Source organism: Devosia sp. 1635 (assembly GCF_013185955.1).
Classification (GTDB): domain Bacteria; phylum Pseudomonadota; class Alphaproteobacteria; order Rhizobiales; family Devosiaceae; genus Devosia.
This window is the reverse complement of sequence record NZ_JABAOM010000001.1, coordinates 1,182,049-1,202,720: the sequence shown is the minus strand read 5'-3', so window position 1 is coordinate 1,202,720 and position 20,672 is coordinate 1,182,049. Positions and strand designations below refer to the sequence as shown.

General features: G+C 62.6%; 18 protein-coding genes. 11 read left to right on the top strand and 7 right to left on the bottom strand.

Annotated features, from left to right (window positions below):
* Positions 1–113 precede the first annotated feature (113 nt).
* Positions 114–1,019 (top strand): MurR/RpiR family transcriptional regulator, encoded by a 906-nt coding sequence (locus HRU92_RS06125; protein ID WP_248306966.1) that lies wholly within the window; start codon positions 114–116, stop codon positions 1,017–1,019.
* Here the strand turns inward: HRU92_RS06125 and HRU92_RS06120 are convergent.
* A complete protein-coding gene (locus HRU92_RS06120; protein WP_172123358.1) occupies positions 1,016–1,972 on the bottom strand; it encodes a nucleoside hydrolase in 957 nt (318 codons plus the stop codon). The two genes, HRU92_RS06125 and HRU92_RS06120, sit on opposite strands and share 4 nt — an antisense overlap.
* Before the next feature lie 267 nt (positions 1,973–2,239).
* On the opposite strand from HRU92_RS06120, the gene HRU92_RS06115 reads away from it, so the two are divergent.
* From HRU92_RS06115 to HRU92_RS06095, 5 genes are all read left to right on the top strand, one after another.
* On the top strand, positions 2,240–4,225 hold the full coding sequence (locus HRU92_RS06115; protein ID WP_172123357.1) for a N,N-dimethylformamidase beta subunit family domain-containing protein: 1,986 nt from the start codon (positions 2,240–2,242) through the stop codon (positions 4,223–4,225).
* Between the two features lie 60 nt (positions 4,226–4,285).
* Positions 4,286–5,251, top strand: coding sequence for an ABC transporter substrate-binding protein (locus tag HRU92_RS06110; protein ID WP_172123356.1), 966 nt, complete (start codon positions 4,286–4,288; stop codon positions 5,249–5,251).
* A 54-nt stretch (positions 5,252–5,305) separates the two neighbouring features.
* Positions 5,306–6,163, top strand: a complete 858-nt coding sequence (locus tag HRU92_RS06105) for an ABC transporter permease (RefSeq protein ID WP_173087796.1) — start codon at positions 5,306–5,308, stop codon at positions 6,161–6,163.
* The gene (locus tag HRU92_RS06100) at positions 6,160–6,960 is read left to right on the top strand and encodes an ABC transporter ATP-binding protein (protein WP_173087794.1); all 801 of its coding nucleotides are present in this window, start codon (positions 6,160–6,162) and stop codon (positions 6,958–6,960) included. Before HRU92_RS06105 ends, HRU92_RS06100 begins: the two co-directional genes overlap by 4 nt.
* A 76-nt stretch (positions 6,961–7,036) precedes the next feature.
* Positions 7,037–7,714 (top strand): HAD-IA family hydrolase, encoded by a 678-nt coding sequence (locus tag HRU92_RS06095; RefSeq protein ID WP_172123353.1) that lies wholly within the window; start codon positions 7,037–7,039, stop codon positions 7,712–7,714.
* On the opposite strand, the gene HRU92_RS06090 is transcribed toward HRU92_RS06095, so the two are convergent.
* From HRU92_RS06090 to HRU92_RS06070, 5 genes are all read right to left on the bottom strand, one after another.
* Positions 7,711–8,760 carry an L-idonate 5-dehydrogenase gene (locus HRU92_RS06090; RefSeq protein ID WP_172123352.1) on the bottom strand — a complete coding sequence of 350 codons (1,050 nt, stop codon included), beginning with the start codon at positions 8,758–8,760 and terminating at the stop codon, positions 7,711–7,713. The genes HRU92_RS06095 and HRU92_RS06090 overlap by 4 nt on opposite strands.
* Complete coding sequence (locus HRU92_RS06085; protein ID WP_127753114.1) at positions 8,757–10,163, bottom strand: TRAP transporter large permease; 1,407 nt, start codon at positions 10,161–10,163, stop codon at positions 8,757–8,759. Before HRU92_RS06085 ends, HRU92_RS06090 begins: the two co-directional genes overlap by 4 nt.
* A 3-nt stretch (positions 10,164–10,166) precedes the next feature.
* Positions 10,167–10,739 carry a TRAP transporter small permease gene (locus HRU92_RS06080; RefSeq protein ID WP_127753113.1) on the bottom strand — a complete coding sequence of 191 codons (573 nt, stop codon included), beginning with the start codon at positions 10,737–10,739 and terminating at the stop codon, positions 10,167–10,169.
* Between the two features lie 75 nt (positions 10,740–10,814).
* Complete coding sequence (locus HRU92_RS06075; RefSeq protein WP_127753112.1) at positions 10,815–11,789, bottom strand: sialic acid TRAP transporter substrate-binding protein SiaP; 975 nt, start codon at positions 11,787–11,789, stop codon at positions 10,815–10,817.
* Positions 11,790–12,464: 675 nt separating this feature from the next.
* Complete coding sequence (locus HRU92_RS06070) at positions 12,465–14,558, bottom strand: TonB-dependent siderophore receptor (RefSeq protein WP_248307036.1); 2,094 nt, start codon at positions 14,556–14,558, stop codon at positions 12,465–12,467.
* Between the two features lie 289 nt (positions 14,559–14,847).
* On the opposite strand from HRU92_RS06070, the gene HRU92_RS06065 reads away from it, so the two are divergent.
* From HRU92_RS06065 to HRU92_RS06045, 5 genes are read left to right on the top strand one after another with little or no spacing between them, the layout of a single operon-like run.
* Positions 14,848–15,843 (top strand): iron-siderophore ABC transporter substrate-binding protein, encoded by a 996-nt coding sequence (locus HRU92_RS06065; protein WP_172124988.1) that lies wholly within the window; start codon positions 14,848–14,850, stop codon positions 15,841–15,843.
* The gene (locus tag HRU92_RS06060) at positions 15,840–16,883 is read left to right on the top strand and encodes an iron ABC transporter permease (RefSeq protein WP_172123350.1); all 1,044 of its coding nucleotides are present in this window, start codon (positions 15,840–15,842) and stop codon (positions 16,881–16,883) included. Before HRU92_RS06065 ends, HRU92_RS06060 begins: the two co-directional genes overlap by 4 nt.
* A gap of 50 nt (positions 16,884–16,933) precedes the next feature.
* Positions 16,934–17,920, top strand: a complete 987-nt coding sequence (locus tag HRU92_RS06055; protein ID WP_172124986.1) for an iron ABC transporter permease — start codon at positions 16,934–16,936, stop codon at positions 17,918–17,920.
* Positions 17,917–18,765, top strand: coding sequence for an ABC transporter ATP-binding protein (locus HRU92_RS06050; protein WP_172123349.1), 849 nt, complete (start codon positions 17,917–17,919; stop codon positions 18,763–18,765). The genes HRU92_RS06055 and HRU92_RS06050 overlap by 4 nt, the downstream gene beginning before the upstream one ends.
* Complete coding sequence (locus HRU92_RS06045) at positions 18,762–19,844, top strand: siderophore-interacting protein (protein ID WP_172123348.1); 1,083 nt, start codon at positions 18,762–18,764, stop codon at positions 19,842–19,844. Before HRU92_RS06050 ends, HRU92_RS06045 begins: the two co-directional genes overlap by 4 nt.
* Here HRU92_RS06045 and HRU92_RS06040 read toward each other — a convergent pair.
* A complete protein-coding gene (locus HRU92_RS06040; protein WP_172123347.1) occupies positions 19,834–20,670 on the bottom strand; it encodes an MBL fold metallo-hydrolase in 837 nt (278 codons plus the stop codon). The two genes, HRU92_RS06045 and HRU92_RS06040, sit on opposite strands and share 11 nt — an antisense overlap.
* Positions 20,671–20,672: the final 2 nt, after the last annotated feature.

Genomic DNA, 20,672 nt, shown 5'->3' with positions numbered 1-20,672 from the left:
GTCCACACATGCGAAGCTTGGCGTTTACGGCCGCAAAAGCGCTGGCTGTAATCCGTTGTTACAGCTACGCTAGCATATGTAATTTTGATTACAATAGCATTCGGAGGCAAAAATTGAACCTGCCTAAAACTTCATCATTTGGCTATTTGCCTGCCGATTCCGAAGTCGCCCAGCGCATCGCCAGGGCTTATCCGGATTTGTCGCCGGCCTTGCGTTCCTTCGCCGATTTCGTGCTCTCCGAGCCGATGCAGGTGGCGCAGATGAGCATCAACGATACCGTCACCGCCTCTGGCGTTTCCGTCGCTACCGCCAATCGCTTTGCCCGTTCCTTGGGCTTTGAAGGCTATGCGCAGTTTCGCGCCGAGGTGGTGCAAGGCTTTGAATCGGTGTTTGCCCCGGTGGAGCGCCTGCGCACCAAGCTCTCGGAAAAGTCGAGTCTGCGCGATGTAATCGCCGCCTCCATCGAGCAGGACATCGACAATCTCACCCAGACAATCCGCAATCTCGATACCGCCAGCGCCGAGCAGGCCGTGGAGATGATCCTGGGAGCCGAGAACATTTTCATCCTCGCCTTCGACAATGCCGCCGCCCTCGGCAATGTCTTTGCCCATCGCCTGGAACTGGCCGACCGGCCGGTGCGCATGATCGATAATGGCGGGGGCACGCTTTCGGCGGCCCGTAATCTTTCACGTTTCACCAAAAAGGACCTCGTGGTCTCGATCGCCTTCCCGCGCTATATGCGCGACACCGTGGAAATCACCCGCACCGTGCAGCGCCGCGGCATCCCCATTCTCGCCATCACCGATCAGCAGACTTCGCCCCTGGCGAGCCTTGGCACGCTGACGCTTTATGTGCGCGCCACCCGCTCCTTCAGCTCCACTTCCGATACGGCGATCCTGGCCCTGCTCGAAGCCTTGGCCGCCGGGGTCGCCTCCCGCTCCCCCGGCGCGACGCAAGCCGCCGAAAAATTCGCCGACTTCGCCTATCCCTGGCTCATCGCCCCCGAACGCAGCCGCTAGGCGCCCGCCACCATCGTTTCCACGAACAGCCCCTCGAAGCGCTCGCTGTCCACCGCCACGGCCACTCCGGCATTGGGCATCGTCGTGCCGGTTCGGCGGCGATCGGGAATAACTTGGCCGCGTGTCAGCTCCCCGACGCATTCCACATCGATCTGCATCGGCTCGATGGTCACCACCGATGGGTCCTGCGCCACCGCCACTGCCAGCGGGTCATGCAGCGCGCAATAAGTTATGTCCGGATACTGCGCCTGATAAGCTGCGAGATAGAACCGAGCTGCCTGCATGGTGATCCCGGCCGCCTTGCCGCCGCGCGCGGCGATTTCGTCCATCATCGGTGCCGTCAGCTTGGTTTTCATGGTCACATCCATGCCCACCAGCGTAATCGGCGCGCCCGATTGCAACACGATCCGCGCTGCTTCCGGATCATTGAAAAAATTGGCGTCGGCCACCGGCGAGGCGATGCCGGGCACGCCCGGATGCCAGATCGTGCCACCCATCAGCACCAGACCTTTGAGCTTTTCGGCAATGTCAGGCGCCTTCATCAAGGCCTGCGCCACATTGGTCATCGGCCCAACCGGCACCAGCGTCAACTCGCCCGGATTGGCCCGCACCAGCTCAATGATCAGGTCTGGCCCCCAGATCGGCCGCGCTTGGCTTGCGGGCAGCGGCAGTTCCACTTCGCCCAACCCATTGGAGCCATGGATGCGGCTGCCGCGCTTGTGAAACGGCCGCGTCAGCGCCCGCGAACACCCCGCCGCGACCGGAATATCCGTCCGTCCCGCCGCTTCCAGCAGCTGCAGCGTGTTGCGCGTGGCGGAAGCCACATCGATATTGCCGTAGGTTGTGGTCAGCGCTTCCAGCTGAATGCCGGGATGATTGAGCGCAAACACCACGGCCATGGCATCGTCGATGCCGGTATCAACGTCGAGGATCATGCGGCAGGTCGAGGTCACTTGCGGGTCCTTGAGGAGGCTGGAGGGAGGCACCAAGCCTAGCGCTGAAAATATTCTTAGCAAGTCCTCTTTGTGCTGAAATTATCCATACACCGCCCCCGCCCTGTTGGATGGCTGTCTCATCGGCTCCGCCCTGCCGCGAGCCTGCTGGGCCCAAGCTTGTTTCCGGCTTCACCAAGCTTCCTGGGTCAGACGGATGGCAAGACAGGACTTTGCGTCGCGTCTTGGGTGCTCTAGAAGCCAAGCTCTTCTGCGAGACTTCAACCGATGCGGCGCACTATTGATCACGCGGCCATGGCCGTGACCGGCTATGTCGAACCCTGGACCGGCGATGCCGCTCGGGAGCGCCTGGTTTCCTGTTCCAGCCGCAGCCCGGTCGAAGCGGTCCGTATCCGTGCTCTTGATCGCGACGATCTGCCGGAGCTGGACTGGCCGGTCAAGCGTCTGCAGGAGGTCAAGCATTGCAGCTTCTCGCAAGGCTCCTGGCTGAGCATCGAGGCGCCGGCCGCAGTCACCGCGCTCTCGTTCGAGCTCCTGCTCACCCGGAATTCCGGTCGGCGCGTGCTGCTCGATACCGGCAGCTTCGCGCTCCTCGTCGAGGACAATGACCGGCTGATCTACCAGGCTGCAGGCGCCGAAACCCTGATCGGCACCCTGCCCACCAACCAATGGCTGAAGGTCGAGCTCGCGGCTGGCACCCTCGCGATCACTGCCCTACATCGCTTCAGCCCTTTCACGCTGTCCTGCGAGCTTGCAGCTCAGACACCTCAAAGGCTGGTCTTCTGCTCGGATGCAGGCGAAGCACTCCCGACCCTCAACTGTCGCCTCGGCAACATCGCCGTCACCACCGAGAGGGGCCGGGCCAACTGGACGTTTCCGACGCTATTCACCACGGAGCCACTTCCCGCGGGCGACCTGCAGTTGACGCTGCATAACAACCCAACCTTTTGCGTCCGCTCCGCCCGTTGGGACGGCTCGAGCCTTGATCCGCGGCTGACACCCAGCCATTACGACGCCATCCATTTTCACGACACGGACATGGCTGGCCTTGAGTGGTCCGCAAACTTCGCCATCGACATTCCCGCCGATGCACGATCGGGCGTCTACGCGGTTGAACTGGTGGCTGCAGGCGGCGAGATCGAGCGGCTGCCGTTCTTTGTTTCTGCTCAACAGGCCCAATCTCGGCTGCTCTTTGTGGCACCCACCGCCGCCTATCTCGCCTATGCCGATGAATTCCTGCCGCCGCATCTCTACGAATGGATCGGCACCGATCGTGGTCATGCGTTCGCCCGCGCCAACAATCTACGTTCACTCTACGACTATCACTCGGACGCGAGTGGTGTTTCCCTTGCATCCACCCGGCGGCCAAAGGCCACCCTGCGCGACGATTACCTTTACCCGCTTTGCGGCGCGCCCCATCTGCTGCCCGTCGATCTGCATTTCCTGCGCTTTGCCGCCCGCAACGGCATCGCCCTCGACCTCACCACCGATCATGATCTGCATCGGGAAGGCGCTGACCTGCTGGCGCGCTACAAGGGCGTTGTCACCGGCAGCCACCCCGAATATCTCTCGGTCGCCATGGAAGAAGCCTACCGCACCTATGTCGCCGGTGGCGGGCGCTTGGCCTATATGGGGGGCAATGGCTTTGCCGCCGCAGTCGCCTTCAAGGACGATTTGATGGAGCTGCGCCGTGGCCCCACCCAGCCGGGCCGCACCTGGGACGGCCCGCTCGCCGAGATGCCGCTCGCCCTCACCAACGAGCCAGGCGGCTATTTGCGCGACCGGGGCCGGGGCGAGTTCAGCCTGACCGGCGTCGGCATTGCCTTGATGGGGTTCAGCAAGGCCCTGCCCTTCACCCGCGCGCCGGCCAGCCATGACGAGGGGTTCGCCTGGCTGTTCGATGGCGTGATCGGAGAGAACTTTGGCGATACCGGCATGGTTCTCGGCGGAGCCGCTGGCTACGAGGTCGACAACACCAACCGGCTCCTCGGCACCCCGGACGGGATCGTGGTTCTCGCCACCGCTTCGGGCTTTCCCGAGAACTATGTCGACGATCCCGGCCGATGGTATGAAGGTGGCTCGCCGGAGCGGGAAGCTCGTCGCCTCGCCGAGATGACCTATCTGCTCCATCCATCAGGCGGGGCCGTCTTTTCCGCTAGTTCCGTATGTTTCCTTGGCGCCCTGCCCGGCCCCGATGATCAAAACGATGTGGGCAGAATCACCACGAACCTGCTCTTGCACTTTGCAAGCTGATCTAATCCGTTCATGTATGCGGCCGATTGCTCACCGGCGTGCCACCAAAGGAAATTGCCCATGAAAATTGCATCGATTGCCTTCGCGAGCCTGGCGCTGACGGCGCTCGCCCTTCCTGCTCATGCTGAGGCCATCAAGATCGGCGTGCAGCCCTGGCTTGGCTATGGCCCGCTCTGGATTGCCGATCAAAAGGGCTTTTTCGAAGAGAACGGCGTCGAAGTTGACCTTATCAACTTCACCTGGGACCAGGACATGGCGGCAGCGCTTGCCAGCGGCAATATCCAGGTCATCTCGGCTGCCACCAACACCGTGATCCTCAACATCAACAACGGCGTGGACCTCAAGGGCTTCATGATCATGGACGGCTCGACGACGGCTGACGCCGTGTTGGCCGGCAACAACATCGCGTCGATCGCCGAGCTCAAGGGCAAGAAGGTCGCCTATGAGATCGGCTCCACCAGCGATCTGCTGATCAACTACGCGCTTAACTCCAACGGCCTTACCATTGCCGATGTGGAAGCTGTCCCGTTGGCGGCCGCTGATGCGGGCCTGGCGCTGATCGCTGGCCGCGTCGACATTGCCGTCACCTATGAGCCCTATATCTCCGCTGCCCTGGCGCAGGGTCCGGACTTCAAGGTGCTCTATACGGCTGGCGAAAAGCCGGGCTTGATCAGTGACGTCCTGGCCGCCGAAGCAAGCTTCATTGCCGAAAACCAGGACGCCCTGGTCGGCATCATCAAGGCCTGGGACCAGGCGGTGACCTTCATGCGCGACAACCCGGAAGAAGGCGGCAAGATCATTGCCGACGCCGTCGGCAGCCCCATCGAGGAATTCAACACCGCCTTTGCCGGCGTGCACCTCTATGACCTCGCTGAAAATGCCGCAGCCCTTGGCGGCGAGTTCCAGGCCACCGTCGAAGAGATCGGCGGTATCATGCAGCAGGCCAATCCGAACGACGTCAAGACCGTGCCGACCGGGGAAGACTTCCTCGACCTTGCGGCGGTCAACGCGGCCGCCAGCCGCTAATCCCTGGCCGGCGCTCCTAGGCGCCGGCTTTCACTCCGGATCACAAGAACCAGCATGCCCAAGAGTTCGAGCATCGCCCAAGCCGCCGCTGCCGGCCGGACCGATCGCCGCAAGAGCCGCAGCCGCGCCGGCCTGTTGCGGCTGCGCCAGTCCATTCCAGACGGCGTTTTCAACGTCGCGGGCTTTGTGGTTCCGGTTGCGCTGGTGTTGGTGTGGTGGGCGGTCACGGCGCTGGGCCTCGTCAAACCCCTCTTTCTTCCCAGCCCCTACGCCATCCTCGAAGAAGCCTGGCGGCAGATCAGCACGGGCATTCTCCTTCAGGATGCCAGTGTCAGCGTCTACCGCATCCTTGCGGGCTGGCTGAGTGCGGCGCTGCTGGCCATTCCGATTGGCATCCTCATGGGCAATTTTCGCCTGTTCGAAGGCGCCCTTGAGCCGCTGATCTCGACCATTCGCTACATGCCCGTCGTGGCGCTGATCCCGCTGACCATCCTGTGGGCCGGCATCGGGGACGAGCAGAAGATCCTGATCCTTTTCCTCGGGACCTTTTTCCAGATGGCCCTGATGGTGATGGACAATGTCAAGACCATCGACATCAACCTCATTCGTGCCGGCCAGACCCTCGGCTTTTCCAATACCGAGATCCTGTGGCGCATCATCCTTCCCGCCGCCCTGCCCGCCATCTGGGACACGTGCCGCATCACCATTGGCTGGACCTGGACCTATCTCGTGGTTGCAGAATTGGTTGCCGCCCAAACCGGCCTTGGCCGCCGCATCATGGACGCCCAGCGCTATCTTGCCACCGACACCATCATCTTCGGCACGCTGTTTATCGGCCTGCTCGGCTTGCTGACGGACTACGCCTTCAAACGCACGGGCCGCTCCCTATTCCGCTGGACGGGTAATCGATGAGCGCCGTATCCACTCCCAAGATCGTCGTTGATGCGGTCGGCAAGATTTTTGGCGAGGGCGATGACGAGTTCCTGGCCATCGACCGCATCGATCTGACCGTCGCGCCCAACGAATTCGTTTCCATCGTCGGCACCTCGGGCTGTGGCAAGTCTACGCTCCTCAACATGGTTGGCGGCCTGACCGAGCCGACCTTTGGCGATGTCCTTATCGATGGCAAATCGGTGACCGGCCCCGGCCGGGACCGTGGCTTCGTGTTCCAGGGCTATAGCCTCTTCGAGTGGATGACCGTTGAGGGCAACATCCTCTTTGCGCTCGAAAAGAGCCGCATGGGCAAGGCCGAAAAAGCTGAACTGGTGCGCCAGTTCATCGCCGAAGTGGGGCTCGCCGGCTTCGAGCAGGCCTATCCGCGCCAGCTCTCGGGCGGCATGCGCCAGCGTGTCGCCATTGCGCGCGCCCTCGTTTACAAGCCGTCCCTGCTGCTGATGGACGAGCCGTTCGGAGCCCTCGATGCCCAGACCCGCGGCATGATGCAGGAGTTGCTGCTCAAGGTATGGGAAGACCACAAGGTCACCGTGCTGTTCGTCACCCATGACGTGGAGGAAGCCATCTTCCTGGCTGACCGGGTGGTTGTTCTGGCGTCGCGGCCCGGCCGGCTCAAGCGGGAACTCAAGGTCGATCTGGAGCGCCCCCGCCGCTACGACATCGTCACCAGCCCCGAATTCTCAGCCCTCAAGCGGGACGTCCTCGCCGACATCCGCGAGGAAACGCTTAAAGTCATGTCCATGGAGCATCGCTAGGCATCCCACAGCAGGCTCACGGCCGACAGCTCGCGCCGCCGACGATTAACCCCCGCGCTGGAACCGCAAGATCAAAATGACCCTTAAACCTCGCTCCGGACTGCTTTTCGACATCGACGGCACCTTGGTTGAAAGCGATCCGCTGCACCTCAAGGCCTTCAACCAGGCCTTTGCTCCTTATGGGCATCAGTTCGATAGAGAGCGTTTCGGGCGTGAATTGCAGGGCATGGCCAACGAAGCCATCGGCGCGCGGTTTTTCCCCGGCGAGACGCCCGCAGTCCAATGGGACATCATGATGCGCAAGGAAGCGCTGTTCCGTGACCTGGCTGCCGCGGGCGTCGAGTCCGTGCACGGCCTGTTTGCCTTGCTCGACTGGGCCGATGCGCAAGGCCTGCCCGCCATCGCGGTGACCAACGCCCCCCGTCCCAACGCCGAATTGCTGCTCGACAGCATCGGGGTGCGCAAGCGCTTCAAGGACGTCGTCATTGGCGATGAACTCGCTCATGGCAAGCCGCACCCCCTGCCCTATCTCGAATGCCTGCGCATCCTTGGCGCCGATCCGGCCAACTGCGTGGCCTTCGAGGATTCGCGCACCGGCATCATGTCGGCCACCGCCGCCGGCATCACCACGATTGGCATTGCCACCGGGCTTGAACCTGAGCAACTCGTTGCCGCGGGAGCGAGTATGGCTGCTAGGGATTTCGCCGACGAGAAGCTGCTCGCCCTGATGGCTGCGAAGGTTCTCTCCGCCTAGTCCCCCGTGAGCATGACCTTGACGCTGCGCGAGCGGTCGGCGGCAAGTTGAAACGCATCATTTGCCGCGGCCAGGGATCGTTCCGCCGTCACCAACTTGAGCACGTCGATCTCCCCGGCGGAAATCAGCTCCACGGCCTGGTTGAACTCGGTGCCGAAGCGGAAAGTGCCCTTGAGGTCGATTTCCTTGCTCATCACCGCATTGGCCGGCACCGGGATCGTGCCGCCCGGCAGATTGCCGATCTGAACCACTGTGCCACCGCGCCGAACACTGGCAATGGCGGCAGCTAGGCCTGCCGCAGTGCCGGAAACCTCAAAGGCAATGTCGAACGGACTTTCGGCCGCCAGCGCGGTCAACTCCGCCTCTCCACGGGACAGGTCGATGGTGCGGTCCGCTCCAAGTCGGTCGGCAAAAGCCAGCGGCGCCTGGGCGATGTCAGCCACCGTCAGCTGGCCGCAGCCCTTGAGGCGCGCCGCGAGCATCACCAGCAGGCCGATAGGGCCGGCGCCGAAGATGATCGCGTTCTTGCCCCCGATTTCCCCGGCTCGCGCCACGGCGTGCAAACTGACTGCGAGCGGCTCGGCCAGTGCTGCTGCCTGGAAGGAAACGTCTCCCCCAACCCGCACGCATTGCGCCGGCATTGCGTCAAAGATGCTGGCAAAGCCGCCCTGCATGTGGGGAGTCTTTGACGCCGAGCCCATGAAGTAGATGTTTTCGCATAGATTGGCCCGCCCCTCCTCGCAGCGGGCGCAATGGCCACACCAGCGGGAAGGATTAACCGCTACGCGGTCGCCGACGCTGAGCCCAGGCGCCGCCCCATTGATCTCGACGACCTCACCCGCCACTTCGTGGCCAAGGATCAGCGGCGCATTGACCACGAAATCGCCAGTGCGCGCGTGGCGGAAATAATGCAGGTCTGAGCCGCAGATCCCGCCGGCACCAAAGCGCACCCGGACCATGCCGGGCGCCAGTGCCCCGAGCGGGTGCTCGATGACGCGAAGATCTTCGGGACCGAACAGTGTCGCCGCAATGGGCTCATTGGTCATCGGATCAGTCCCATTTGCGTCGGCAGCCAAAGGCTGATCGCGGGGATAAAGGTGATCAGGATCAAGGCCACCAAGAGGGGAACCAGCCAGGGCAGGATCGCCATGGTCGTGCGCTCCACCGAAAGTTTGGCGATGCGCGAGAGCACGAATAACACCATGCCGAGCGGCGGATGCAGCAGCCCGATCATCAGGTTCAGCGTCATGATCAGGCCGAAATGCACCGGGTCGATGCCATACAGCAGCGTGATCGGCAGCAGGATTGGCACGAGGATGGTGATCGCCGCGATCGTGTCGAGAAAACACCCGATCACCAGCATCAGGATGTTGACCAGGATCAGGAACACCCATTTGTTGTCGGTCAAAGAGGTGATGAAGCTCGAGAACACCTGTGCTGCCTGGCTGACGGTCAAAAGCCAGGCAAAGATCGACGCTGCCGTTACGATAAACAGCACCGATGCCGTGGTCTCGATGGTGTCAAAGCTCGCCTTGGCCAGGCTTGCCAGCGTCATCGTCCGGTAGCGCACCAGCCCCAAAAACAGCGACCAGACCACCGCCGCCATGGCGGCCTCGGTAGGCGTGAACCAGCCCATGGTCATGCCCCCGATCAGGATAACCGGGGTCATCAGCGCCATCACGGCCGAAAAATCGAAATACCAGTCGCAGACAATGAGGACCAGCAGCGCCAGCCCTACGGCCAGGTTAAGGGATAGCCCCGCCCAGGTCAGCAGGTAAACGAACAAGGGAAAGGCGGCGACCACCAATATTTCGACCGAGGCCGCACCCAGCTTGCGCCACTGGAACGGCGTGTCGGAGCCCCAGCCCCGGCGATACGCAAAGATGGCGACCGTGACCATCATCAGCAGGGTCATGACGACGCCGGGCAGAATACCGGCCATGAACAGCGCCCCGATCGAAACATTGGCCATCATGCCGTAGATCACGAAGGGGAGTGACGGCGGAAAGATCGGGCCCAGCGTCGCCGAGGCCGCAGTCACCCCCACCGCCGCCTCGACCGGATAACCGTGCTCGCGCATGGCCTTGATTTCGATGGTGCCAATGCCCGCCGCGTCAGCGAGGGCCGCTCCAGACATACCTGAGAAGATCACGGAGCCGATGATGTTCACCTGCGCGAGGCCACCCTTCATCCAGCCCACCAGGGCCAGGGCAAAGGTGTAAATGCGCCCGGTGACGCCGGCTATGTTCATGAGATTGCCGGCGAAAATGAAGAACGGGACGGCGAGCAGCGGGAAACTCTCGACGCCCGCAATCATGCGCTGGGCGGCGATGATGTCGGGCGCCACCCCATAAACCAGCAGGTAAAGCAGCGAGGAGCCCGCCATCGATACGGCGACGGGCACGCCAATAAGCATCAGGGCGAGAAAGGCGCCGATCAGGAGCAGCATGGTTTATTCCCCCAGCCCGTCAAAGGCGGTTGGTCGCTCCAGCACTGAATAACCCCGCCGAATATTGCCGACGAACACCTGGACGGCGCGCACCGTCATCAAGGCAAAACCCGCCAGAACGGCGTAGAACACCACATTGCGCGGCAGGTCGATGGTCACCATGCGCTCGTCATGGACGATGCCGACATAGCGCCAGAACAGCCAGGTCATGTAGGCAAAAAAAGCGATGGTGATCAGGTTGACCGCAAGCGCCAGCCAGCGCCCAACCCCCGCAGGCAGATAGTGATAAATCACATCCACATGGATATGCCGGGTCATTCGGGTGCACATCACTGCGCCCAGAAACACCACCACAACCAGGCAGTTGATCGCGATCTCTTCGGTCCAGGCAAAACTGTTGTTCATCACATAGCGGGTGAAGAACTGCAGGAAAACGCAAAGGGACATGCCCCAGAACACGGCGAGGGTGATCCAATCTTCCCAGGCATATTGTTTGAGATCGATCGGCGCAGTGTCTTCCTGGAAAGCGCTGGAGAGTTCTTCGGCGGAAATCTGGGTGTGGGTTTCTTGGCTCATTCGCCGCAGCTCCGAAAGCAAGGGGGCGGAAAAGCAGGCCGCGGTTTGTGCTGCCGGGCCTGCCTTGTTCGCGAACTACTGGATGGCGCGGATCGCCTCCCAATCGGCCTGGCGATAGCCGAACTCCTCGAAAGTCACTTTCTGCATGACATTGGCTTCGAAATCGGCGCGATCCACCTCGGTGACCGTCAGGCCACGCTCGGTAAAGGTTTGCACAAGCTCGGCTTCGCGCTCGACGACGATGTTGGTGGCCCGCTCTGCGGCTTCCTGCATGACCTCGGTGAAGATCGCCTTGTCTTCGTCGGAGAGCTGCGCCCAGCGCGACTGCGACACGATCGTATTGAGATGGTCAACGATGTGCCCGGTCAGGATGATGTGCTTTTGCACTTCGTAGAACTTCTTGGCGTCGATGGTGGTCAGGGGATTTTCCTGCGCTTCCACCGTTCCCTGCTGCAGGGCCAGATAGACTTCGGCAAAGGCAATGGGTGCCGTGTTGGCGCCGCAAGCACGGGGCATGGCCAGATAAGCGGGCACATCGGGAACCCGGATCTTGAGCCCCTGCATGTCCGCGCATTTCTCTATCGGCCGATTGGATGTGGTGTGCCGCGTGCCGTAATAGGTGGTGGCCGCGATGTGGTGACCTGACGCCTCTTCGTAACCGGCCGTCAGTTCCTTGTACTTATCGCTTTGCGTATAGGCGAGCAGATGGTTGGCATCGCGGAAGATGAAGGGGAAGTAGGTCACCCCGATGGGCGAAAACTCCCGGGCGGCAAAGCTCGAGCCGGAAATGATGATATCGACCGTTCCAAGGGTAAGCCCCTGATTGATGTCGGTTTCCTTGCCCAGCTGCGAGGCCGGAAACACATCGATGGTGTAGCGGCCATCGGTGCGTTTCTCGATCTCTTCCGCCGCCCACACCGATTCCGTGTGAAAAGGTTCGGAGGTTTCGTAGACATGGGCCCATTTCAGCGCAGTTTGGGCCGAAGCTGACGCGATTGGCAGCGCGACTGCAGCAATGGTGCCCAGTAGAACGGCGTATTTTTTCAACACAGTGAACCTCCCTTTTGTTTTTGCTCTGACTTCTTGCGCCAAGTCTCCTCCCGGCGCGTGACTAGCCCCTGCCCCTTCGCTGAGGTAATTTCCGCAAAGCTCTCAGAGCATCGGGTTTCCAATAGCAGCGGAGACCTTTGCATCGGTCTTGCGGGTCTGGAATCATGGGCGGGATTGGGTTGCACGAACGCCGCACTTCAGCTTCAGGCGTAAGCAGCGCCCCGCAAACGGTGGCGCGCCACATGTCCAGCCAACCATAGCGATACCGCAACCGGTCGCTCGCCAGGAAGTCCCTGGCGTCTATCCGTCGGCGTGGCTGGTCTGCGATCTGCCGATAAAGCCGGCGTGGTTCGACGGCCTGACTTGGCATCGCCGCTATATCCTCCTCGCCATGACCGCCTGCCTCCCAGGAAGCGGTCTGACCTTTACCGGAAGGCTGTCGCGTTCGCCCTGCAGTGTCAAGGAGGTATTCTGCTGCGGGCAAAAGTTGTGTGTGGACAACACTATAGCAATTTTGGCCGCAGCCGAGATTGCTGAACTTGCTATCTCCTGCCAGCCGAACAATTTCGAGCCGCTTCGAGCGGTTATCGTCTGGTGGGGCTCCCGCTAAGGTCAACGCATCAAGAAACGGGCCGTGCCCACCCGCTCAGAAAGCGGGTGGGCGTGAGTTAAAGCTTACCAGGTTTGCTTGAGGGTCGCGCTGATGGTGCGGCCGGGATTGTAGAAAGTGGCGCCAAAGCCGCCGACATATTTCTGGGCGGCATGCTTTTCATCGAAGATGTTGCTGACATTGAGCTGCAGCGTGGTGTTTTCCTCAATTTCATAGTTCAGGGCAGCATCGAAGATTATGGCCGCATCGGCCTTGGTCGTGTTGGCGTCGTCGATGTAATAGGCTCCGGTATAGCGCGCGCCGGCGCCAAGAGTGATCTCACCCAGGCTGCCGATGCTGGGGATGGTGTAGTCCACCCAAAGCGAAGCGAGGTGGTTGGGCACGCGGGAAAGCTCGTTGCCGGCATTGCCCGTGGCGCCATCCTCCACGATCTCCGACATCATGTAGCTATAGGCGGCGGTGACCGTCAGATTTTCCATCAGCTCGGCCTTGGCTTCAAGGTCGATGCCATTGACGCGCACTTCGCCCAGGGTTTCCTGGGTCGGCGGGGTTCCCGGTATGGTGACGGTGATGTTGTCCTTGGACAGGCTGAAGAGCGAAGCGGTAAACAGCGCCGGATAAGCCTCGGGCTGGTATTTGACGCCCACTTCCCATTGCTGGCCGCGCTCGGGCGCAAGGGTGGTGACGGGCGTGCCATAAGGCGCTGCCGGAACCGCCGACTCGGCATAGCTGACAAAGCCCGACACTTCCGGGGTGAACTTGTAGACCAGGCCGGCGCGCTTGGTGAACTCGCTGAAGTCACCGCCAAAGGTGGTGCCGCTGAGATTGTCGGTTTGCTCCAGATCGAGCCAATCATTGCGGACGCCGACTGTGGCGATCAGGCTATCGGAGAAGGTCAATTCCTGCTGCAGATAGATCGCGTTGCCCTTGGTGTTGTAGGCCGCATCGGCATAGATCGGCAGCACTTTGGGCGCCCCGGTATAAACGGGGTCCGTCCAATCAATGCCGGGAGCAGCGCCGTAAAAGCCCTTGCTCGTGGAGTTATCGTCGTTGTGCTCGACGCCGACCAGTGTGCGGGAATCGACATCGCCGAGGCTAGCCTCGTATTGCAGGCGCCCATCTATGATGAAGTGTTCGCGGCTGCCTTCGCTGGCCACGAAGTCGCGGGCCGCCACGGTGCCGGTGGTTGGGCCCGAGATATAGGCGTAGCCATAGTCACTGGCTGAGTTGGAATAGCGCGCGTTGGAGCTGAAAGTGAGGCCCGACCCGAAATCGTGGTCGAACATCAGGCTCACGGTGTCACGGTCAAGCGTGGCGTAGTTGAAGTCGGGTTCGCCAAAAAACACGTCGCGGTCAAAGTCGGTGCCCACCGGATGGCCGCCGCTATTGGGCGAATTCCGCTTGCGGAGGTGGTCGTAGACAACGGTCAACTTGGTGGCGTCGCTTGGGCGCCAGGTGACGCCGCCCATTGCAAAGGCCTCGTCGTCATTGGAATACTCATATTCGTCCCCGGCCAGGCGCAGCTTGCCGGTGAGACGGTAGGAGAGCGTCTCATCGGGGGTGATATTGTCGCCGAAATCAGCGCCGATCTCGCCCCGGCCGAACGAACCTCCGGTCACAAAGACCTCGCCGAACTTCTCGCTTCTGGGGGTCTTGCTGACATAGTTCACCGAGCCGCCGGGGTCGCCGAGGCCGAATGCGGTGGAGTTGGCGCCCTTGACCACTTCCACCCGCTCAAAGGCATAAGGCTCCTCGCGCACGCCCAGGAACGGCCGGCCGATTCCAAGGCCATCCCGATAGGCATAAGCATCGAGCCCGCGGATCTTGAAGTAATCGAAGCGGCCATCCGAACCATAGAAGTCGGTGACCACGCCGGGTGTATATTGCAGGATCTCTTCGGCCGTTTCGGCGTCGCGGCGCTCGATTTCCTTGGCCGTGATCACCGAAACCGTGGCGGGGGTGTCGAGGATCGGGGTCGCAAGTTTTGAGCCGCTGGTGGTGGTACGCGCAACGATCGAGGCGCGGTCATCGTCGCTATTCTGGGCCTGGCCCTCGATGGTAATGGCAGGCAGGACCAGGGTTGAGCCGGCGCCAGCGGTGTCCTGCGCAAAAACGAGGCTGGGCACCATGCCCGCCAGGGCCGTGCAGCCCAGCAGCATGGGGATCCCCAAATGCCCCCGCTTGCGCTTGCTCGTTTCGCCGTATCCCTCAATGCCCATAGTCGTACCCAATTCAATCCGGATGATACTGGTTCAACAGCGATCCGGCCAGTTTCGGTGGCTCGCTGGTAAGCTGACTGCTATGCTCCGGTTTTAGCAAAGCCGACCAATGCGTGGCAATTCACCGGCAATTTCAAAATCTTGCTGGTGGTGTGATTTCGCCGGTTGACGCCGCACCGTCAAACCTGACATGGACAGTCCGCTTTGTACCTGAAGGACTTTGCCGATGCTGCGGCTGCCTCGTTTTGCTGCGATCCTCATTATGGCGTGGAGCGCTACCGGCGCTGCCGGCGGCGTGATGGCGCAGGAAAGCGCCAGCTTTCCCCTCACCATCGAGCATGCCCTGGGCACCACGGTGATTCCCGCCAAGCCAGTGCGGGTTGCGACGGTCGCTTGGGCCAATCACGAGGTGCCGCTGGCGCTTGGCATTGTGCCCGTGGGCTTTGCCCGTGCCGATTTTGGCGATGACAATGCTGATGGCGTGCTGCCCTGGGTGGCCGACAAGCTCGAGGAACTCGGCGCGCAAACGCCGGTGCTATTCGATGAGGGCGACGGGATCGACTTCGAGGCTGTGGCCGCAACCGATCCCGACGTGATCCTGGCCGCCTATTCCGGGCTCAGCCAGCAGGACTATGACATGCTGAGCCAAATCGCTCCCGTGGTCGCCTATCCCGATGCGCCATGGTCGACCGAGTGGCGCGAGATGATCCGCCTTAACAGCCAGGCGCTCGGCCTGGGCGCCGAAGGCGAAGCGCTGGTCACCGGCATCGAGGCCGAGATCGCCGAGGCAGCCGCCGCTCACCCCGACCTGCGCGGCAAGCGGGCCATGTTCGTGACCCATCTCAATGCCTTTGACCTCAGCACCATCAATTTCTACACGGCCAACGACACGCGGGTGAAATTCTTCGCGGATTTGGGGCTGCAATCCCCCCAAAGCGTCACCAACGCCTCCCTTCCCGGGAAGTACTCGGGCTCGGTGAGTGCTGAGCAGATCGACATGTTCAACGACGTCGATATCCTCGTCACCTATGGCGATCAGCAGCTGGTGGATGCCGTTAAAGCCAATCCCTTGATCTCCAAGATGCCGGCGGCTGCGCGGGGTGCACTCGTGGTGTTGGGCTCCGATCCCACGGGAACCGCGGCCAATCCCACCCCGCTTTCGATCTCCTTTATTCTCGACGACTACCTGGCGCTGCTGTCAGATGCTGCGGAAAAGCTGCAATGACAGTGTCCGGCGCGTCAACGACCGCTCCCCGCAAGCTGTTTGGCCCATCGGGTGGGCAACGCAGCCTGTGGCTGCCCGCCGGTGTTGTACTCGTGGCGCTGCTTTGCGTGCTTTCGATCACCGTGGGCTCGCGCGAGGTTTCCTGGGCGGACATCACTGCAGCCCTGCTCGGGCATGAAGACACGATCGGCCAGGCCTCGGTCACGCTGCGCATCCCCCGAACCGTGCTCGGCTTGCTGAGCGGGGCCGCCCTTGGCCTTGCCGGTACCGTGATGCAGGGCATCACCCGCAATCCCCTGGCCGATCCAGGTATTCTGGGAGTCAATACCGGGGCTGCGCTGGCGGTGGTGCTTGGCATTGCCTGGTTCAACATCAGCTCGACCCAGGCCTTTGTTTGGGCGGCAATCGGCGGCGCGGGTGGCACCGCCCTCTTGGTCTACACCATCGGCTCGCTGGGCCGCGGTGGTGCGACCCCGCTCAAGCTGGTGCTGGCTGGTGCCGCGACCTCGATTGCCTTTTCCTCGCTGGTGACAGCCGTGGTGCTGCCGCGCAACGACATCGCCGGCGGCATCCGCTCCTGGCAGATCGGCGGGGTCGGCGGCGCTGACTTCGAGCGCATCCTCGTTGTGCTCCCCTTCCTCGCTGTCGGGCTCATTGTCAGCCTGCTTTGTGCCAAAAAGCTCAACGCGCTGGCTCTGGGCGATGACCTGGCTGCAGGCCTGGGAGAGCACGTTGCCTTGATCCGGGCGGTGGGGGCGTTCGGGGCCATCCTGCTCTGCGGCGCCACCACGGCGGCGTGCGGTCCGATCGGCTTTGTCGGCCTTGTCGTGCCGCATTTGTGCCGCCTGCTGTTTGGCTCCGATTATCGCTGGCTGCTGCCGCTTTCGGCCATTGGCGGCGCAGGCCTGCTGGTCCTGGCCGATATTGTCGGGCGCATTGTCGCCCGTCCGGCCGAGCTCGATGTCGGCATCATCACGGCCCTGGTCGGCGCACCCTTTTTCATCTGGGTGGTTCGCCGCCAACGTATCCGGGAGCTGTGACCGTGCTCGCCGCCGCTCCGTTCAGCTTCACCGCCAGCCGTCGCAACCGCATGGCCCGCCACGCGACCGTCACGGCCGGGTTGCTTGCGCTCCTCGGGGCTCTTTTCGTGCTGACCCTCACATTGGGCCAATCCTTCACGCCGCCGGCCGATGTGCTGCGCGTGCTGCTCGGCGAGGATGTGGCCGGCGCCAGCTTTGCCGTCGGGCAGTTGCGCCTGCCGCGCGGCGTGCTGGCAATCTTGTCCGGCCTGAGCTTTGGCATGGCGGGCGCGGCCTTTCAGATCATGCTGCGCAATCCCCTGGCCAGCCCCGACATCATCGGCATCAGTTCGGGCGCGAGTGCTGCCGCCGTGTTCGCCATTGTCGTGCTCTCGCTCAAGGGAACCGTCGTATCCCTTTTTGCCGTTGGCGCGGGCCTTTCGGTCGCGCTCCTCGTTTACGGGCTGTCCTTTCGCAACGGGGTCGCGGGCACCCGGCTGATCCTCGTGGGCATCGGCGTTTCCGCCATGCTGGAAAGCATGGTTGCCTATCTCCTCACCCAGGCCCCGGACTGGAATTTGCAGGAGGCCCTGCGTTGGCTGTCCGGCAGCCTCAACGGCGTCCAGCTGGTTCAGGCCGTTCCGGTGCTAGGAGCCCTCGCCTTGTTTGGTGGCGTTCTGCTCCTCCTCACCCGCGAGCTTGATCTACTTCGATTGGGCGACGACACGGCCTCGGCCCTTGGCGTACGCGTTTCGCAAACGCGGGTGTTGGTGATCGTTTCGGCCGTGGGCCTGATCGCGACTGCCACCGCAGTCACCGGCCCAATCGCCTTCGTGGCCTTCCTGTCCGGACCTATTGCGGCCCGGATCGTGGGCCCGCGCCAGTCGCTGCTCGTTCCGGCGGCGCTGGTGGGGGCATTGCTGGTGCTGGGTGCTGATTATGCCGGGCAGTTCCTGCTGCCCGCCCGCTATCCTGTGGGTGTGGTCACCGGCGCGTTGGGCGCGCCTTACCTGATTTACCTCATCGTGCGGACCAACCGCACCGGAGGGTCGTTGTGACGCGCCATTCCCTCACGGTCGACAAGCTTCGCGCTCGCTATGGCGAGACGGAAATCCTCCATGGCCTCGATCTGCAGGTGCCGATGGGGCGGATCACGGTGATCGTGGGCGCCAATGCCTGTGGCAAGTCCACCCTGCTGCGCGCCATGTCGCGCCTCCTCATCCCCTATAGCGGGCAAGTGGTGCTGGACGGCAAGGCGATCCACCAGACCCCACCGCGCCAGCTGGCCCGGACACTGGGCTTGCTGCCGCAGTCGCCCATTGCGCCTGAAGGCATAGCCGTGGCCGATCTGGTGAGCCGCGGTCGGCATCCGCACCAGGGGCTGTTCGCGCGCTGGACCCGGCAGGACGACGAAGCGGTCGAGAACGCCCTCCTTGCCACCCGGACCACTGAATTGGCGGAGCGCCCGATCGAGGAATTGTCGGGCGGACAGCGCCAGCGCGTCTGGATTGCCATGGCGCTGGCGCAGCAAACCGACATTTTGCTGCTCGATGAGCCAACCACCTTTCTCGACATCAGTCACCAGATCGAAGTGCTTGACCTCCTGACCGACCTCAACCGCTCGCGCGGCACCACCATTGTCATGGTGCTGCACGACATCAACCTGGCCGCTCGCTATGCTGACTGCCTTGTGGCGATGGCCGGCGGGCAAGTGCAGGTGATCGGCCATCCCGATCAGGTGGTGACACCAGCCACCATCCAGCAGGTGTTCGGCATCGCGAGCCAGGTCATCACCGACCCAGTTACGGGGCGCCCCATCATGCTGCCCATCGGCCGGCACGGCACGCTCGCTCCCCCAACCCATTCCAACCCCCACCACCGCTTCAAGGAGACCTCCCCATGATCGCTTTGCAGGAATACAAGCTTTCAGGCGTGGCGCTTCCGAGCGATCCGATCTGGATGCTGGAGGAAATCTGCGAGCATTTCGTCGAGCACGCCGAAGTGCAGCGTTTGGATAATTTCGCGCTGTTGCGCAATGAAGCCGGCCTGGCCAGCATCCGGGCCGATGCCGGCAAACTGTTGATCGAGCTGACCGCGCCCACGCCCCTGGCGCTGGAGATGAGCCGCACCGATCTGGCGGAGCACCTGTTCTATTTCGCCGGCAAGGAGCCATTCGCGCTGGAATGGTCCGAGCCAGCCCAGCCCCTGACCCTACCGAACCTGCACCATGTCACGGTGGCGGGCGCCGAGGACATCACCCCCCGCATGCGGCGCGTGAAATTCAGCTGCGCCGATGTTAGCCCATTCGTTGGCGGAGAAATGCATGTGCAACTCCTGGTGCCGCCGCAGAACCGCCCGCCGGTTTGGCCCAGCTATCGCCGCGATGGCCGGGTGAACTGGCCTGAGGGTGATGATGCGCTGCTTGTTCGCGCCTATACGATCAGGGCGGTCGACACCGAGCGCGGCGAACTCTGGATCGATTTCCTGCAGCACCCCGCACCAGGAGTCGAAACGCCGGGCGCGGACTTCGCGCGCGATGCAGTGCCCGGTATGAAAGTGGCTCTCTTGGGCCCATCCAGCGGCAAGCTGCCGGAGGGCGATTCGATCTTCCTTGCCGGGGACGAAGCGGCTTTGCCGGCCATTGCGCGCATCGCGGAGGAAGCGTCGGCGGGGACGCGCCTGCAAGCTTTGATCGAGGTTTGGGACGAGAGCGAAGAGCAAGAACTCCGTTCCGCCGCCGCGCTCGATATCCGCTGGCTGCACCGCAAGACCTATCCCGATGCAAGCCAGGGCACCTTCGCTGGCGAAATCAAGCAAGCCCTCGGCGCGGTTGATAGCCAGACCTATGTGTGGGTGGCCTGCGAGAAGCAGGATGTCCGCGCCGTGCGCTCATTCCTCAAGAGCCGCGGCCATGATCGCAAGGCCATGTATGTCGCGTGGTATTGGGAGCGCGAGGCGCCCGCAGGCTCAGTCAGCGATTGAGCACTTCGCCGCTCAGCATGTCGATCTGCATGCCATCGAAAGCTGGCGTGACATTGTCGGGTGTGCCCGCTTCGGTGGCGCGGTAGTCCAGGTCGATATGCAGATTGGTCAGTACCGCCTGGCTTGGCGCGAAGCGCTCGATCAGTTCGAGCGTTTCGGGCAGGCTCAAATGGCTGGGATGCGGCGCCGGACGCAGCGCGTCGATCACCCAGGACGTCAGCCCTGACACCGCCGCAAAGGACTGGCCTGGAATGCCCGAAAGATCGCAGGAATAAGCGAAGTCAGCGACGCGGAAGCCGAGCGAGCGGATATTGCCGTGGTCCTGCTCGAAGCCGGTAATGTCGATGCTCCCACCCGGACCGTCAATGGTCAGCCCTTCCCCGGGCTCGATCTCATGGGCGTTGAGAATTGGCGGATAATCGCCACCCTTGGGCGTGGCAAAGCAATAGCCGAAGGCCTCGCGCAACCGCTGCCCGCATTCAGGCGTGAAGAACACATCCACCCGGCGGCGGTTCTGCAGCGCCAGCACGCGCAGATCATCGATGCCGTGTGTGTGGTCGGCATGCTCGTGGGTATAGAACACGGCGTCCAGCCGCCCAACTTGCGCATCGAGCAGTTGTTCGCGCAGATCGGCGCCGGTGTCGATGAGAATGCGCGTCGGCTCCGTGCTGCCCTCGCTCCGGCCTTCGATCAGCAGCGAGCAGCGGCGGCGCCGGTTGCGCGGCTCGCTGGGGTCGCAATCGCCCCAATTATTGCCCACGCGCGGCACGCCGCCCGAGGAGCCGCAGCCCAGGATCGTCGCAACGAGCTTGGTCGCGGCTGCCATCG

Coding starts and splice junctions, on each gene's coding strand:
- HRU92_RS06090 (WP_172123352.1), bottom strand. CDS start 8,760: ATGACCAATGAGCCCATTGCGGCGACACTGTTCGGTCCCGAAGATCTT.
- HRU92_RS06085 (WP_127753114.1), bottom strand. CDS start 10,163: ATGCTGCTCCTGATCGGCGCCTTTCTCGCCCTGATGCTTATTGGCGTG.
- HRU92_RS06095 (WP_172123353.1), top strand. CDS start 7,037: ATGACCCTTAAACCTCGCTCCGGACTGCTTTTCGACATCGACGGCACC.
- HRU92_RS06060 (WP_172123350.1), top strand. CDS start 15,840: ATGACAGTGTCCGGCGCGTCAACGACCGCTCCCCGCAAGCTGTTTGGC.
- HRU92_RS06100 (WP_173087794.1), top strand. CDS start 6,160: ATGAGCGCCGTATCCACTCCCAAGATCGTCGTTGATGCGGTCGGCAAG.
- HRU92_RS06045 (WP_172123348.1), top strand. CDS start 18,762: ATGATCGCTTTGCAGGAATACAAGCTTTCAGGCGTGGCGCTTCCGAGC.
- HRU92_RS06040 (WP_172123347.1), bottom strand. CDS start 20,670: ATGGCAGCCGCGACCAAGCTCGTTGCGACGATCCTGGGCTGCGGCTCC.
- HRU92_RS06105 (WP_173087796.1), top strand. CDS start 5,306: ATGCCCAAGAGTTCGAGCATCGCCCAAGCCGCCGCTGCCGGCCGGACC.
- HRU92_RS06055 (WP_172124986.1), top strand. CDS start 16,934: ATGGCCCGCCACGCGACCGTCACGGCCGGGTTGCTTGCGCTCCTCGGG.
- HRU92_RS06110 (WP_172123356.1), top strand. CDS start 4,286: ATGAAAATTGCATCGATTGCCTTCGCGAGCCTGGCGCTGACGGCGCTC.
- HRU92_RS06115 (WP_172123357.1), top strand. CDS start 2,240: ATGCGGCGCACTATTGATCACGCGGCCATGGCCGTGACCGGCTATGTC.
- HRU92_RS06070 (WP_248307036.1), bottom strand. CDS start 14,558: ATGCTGCTGGGCTGCACGGCCCTGGCGGGCATGGTGCCCAGCCTCGTT.
- HRU92_RS06080 (WP_127753113.1), bottom strand. CDS start 10,739: ATGAGCCAAGAAACCCACACCCAGATTTCCGCCGAAGAACTCTCCAGC.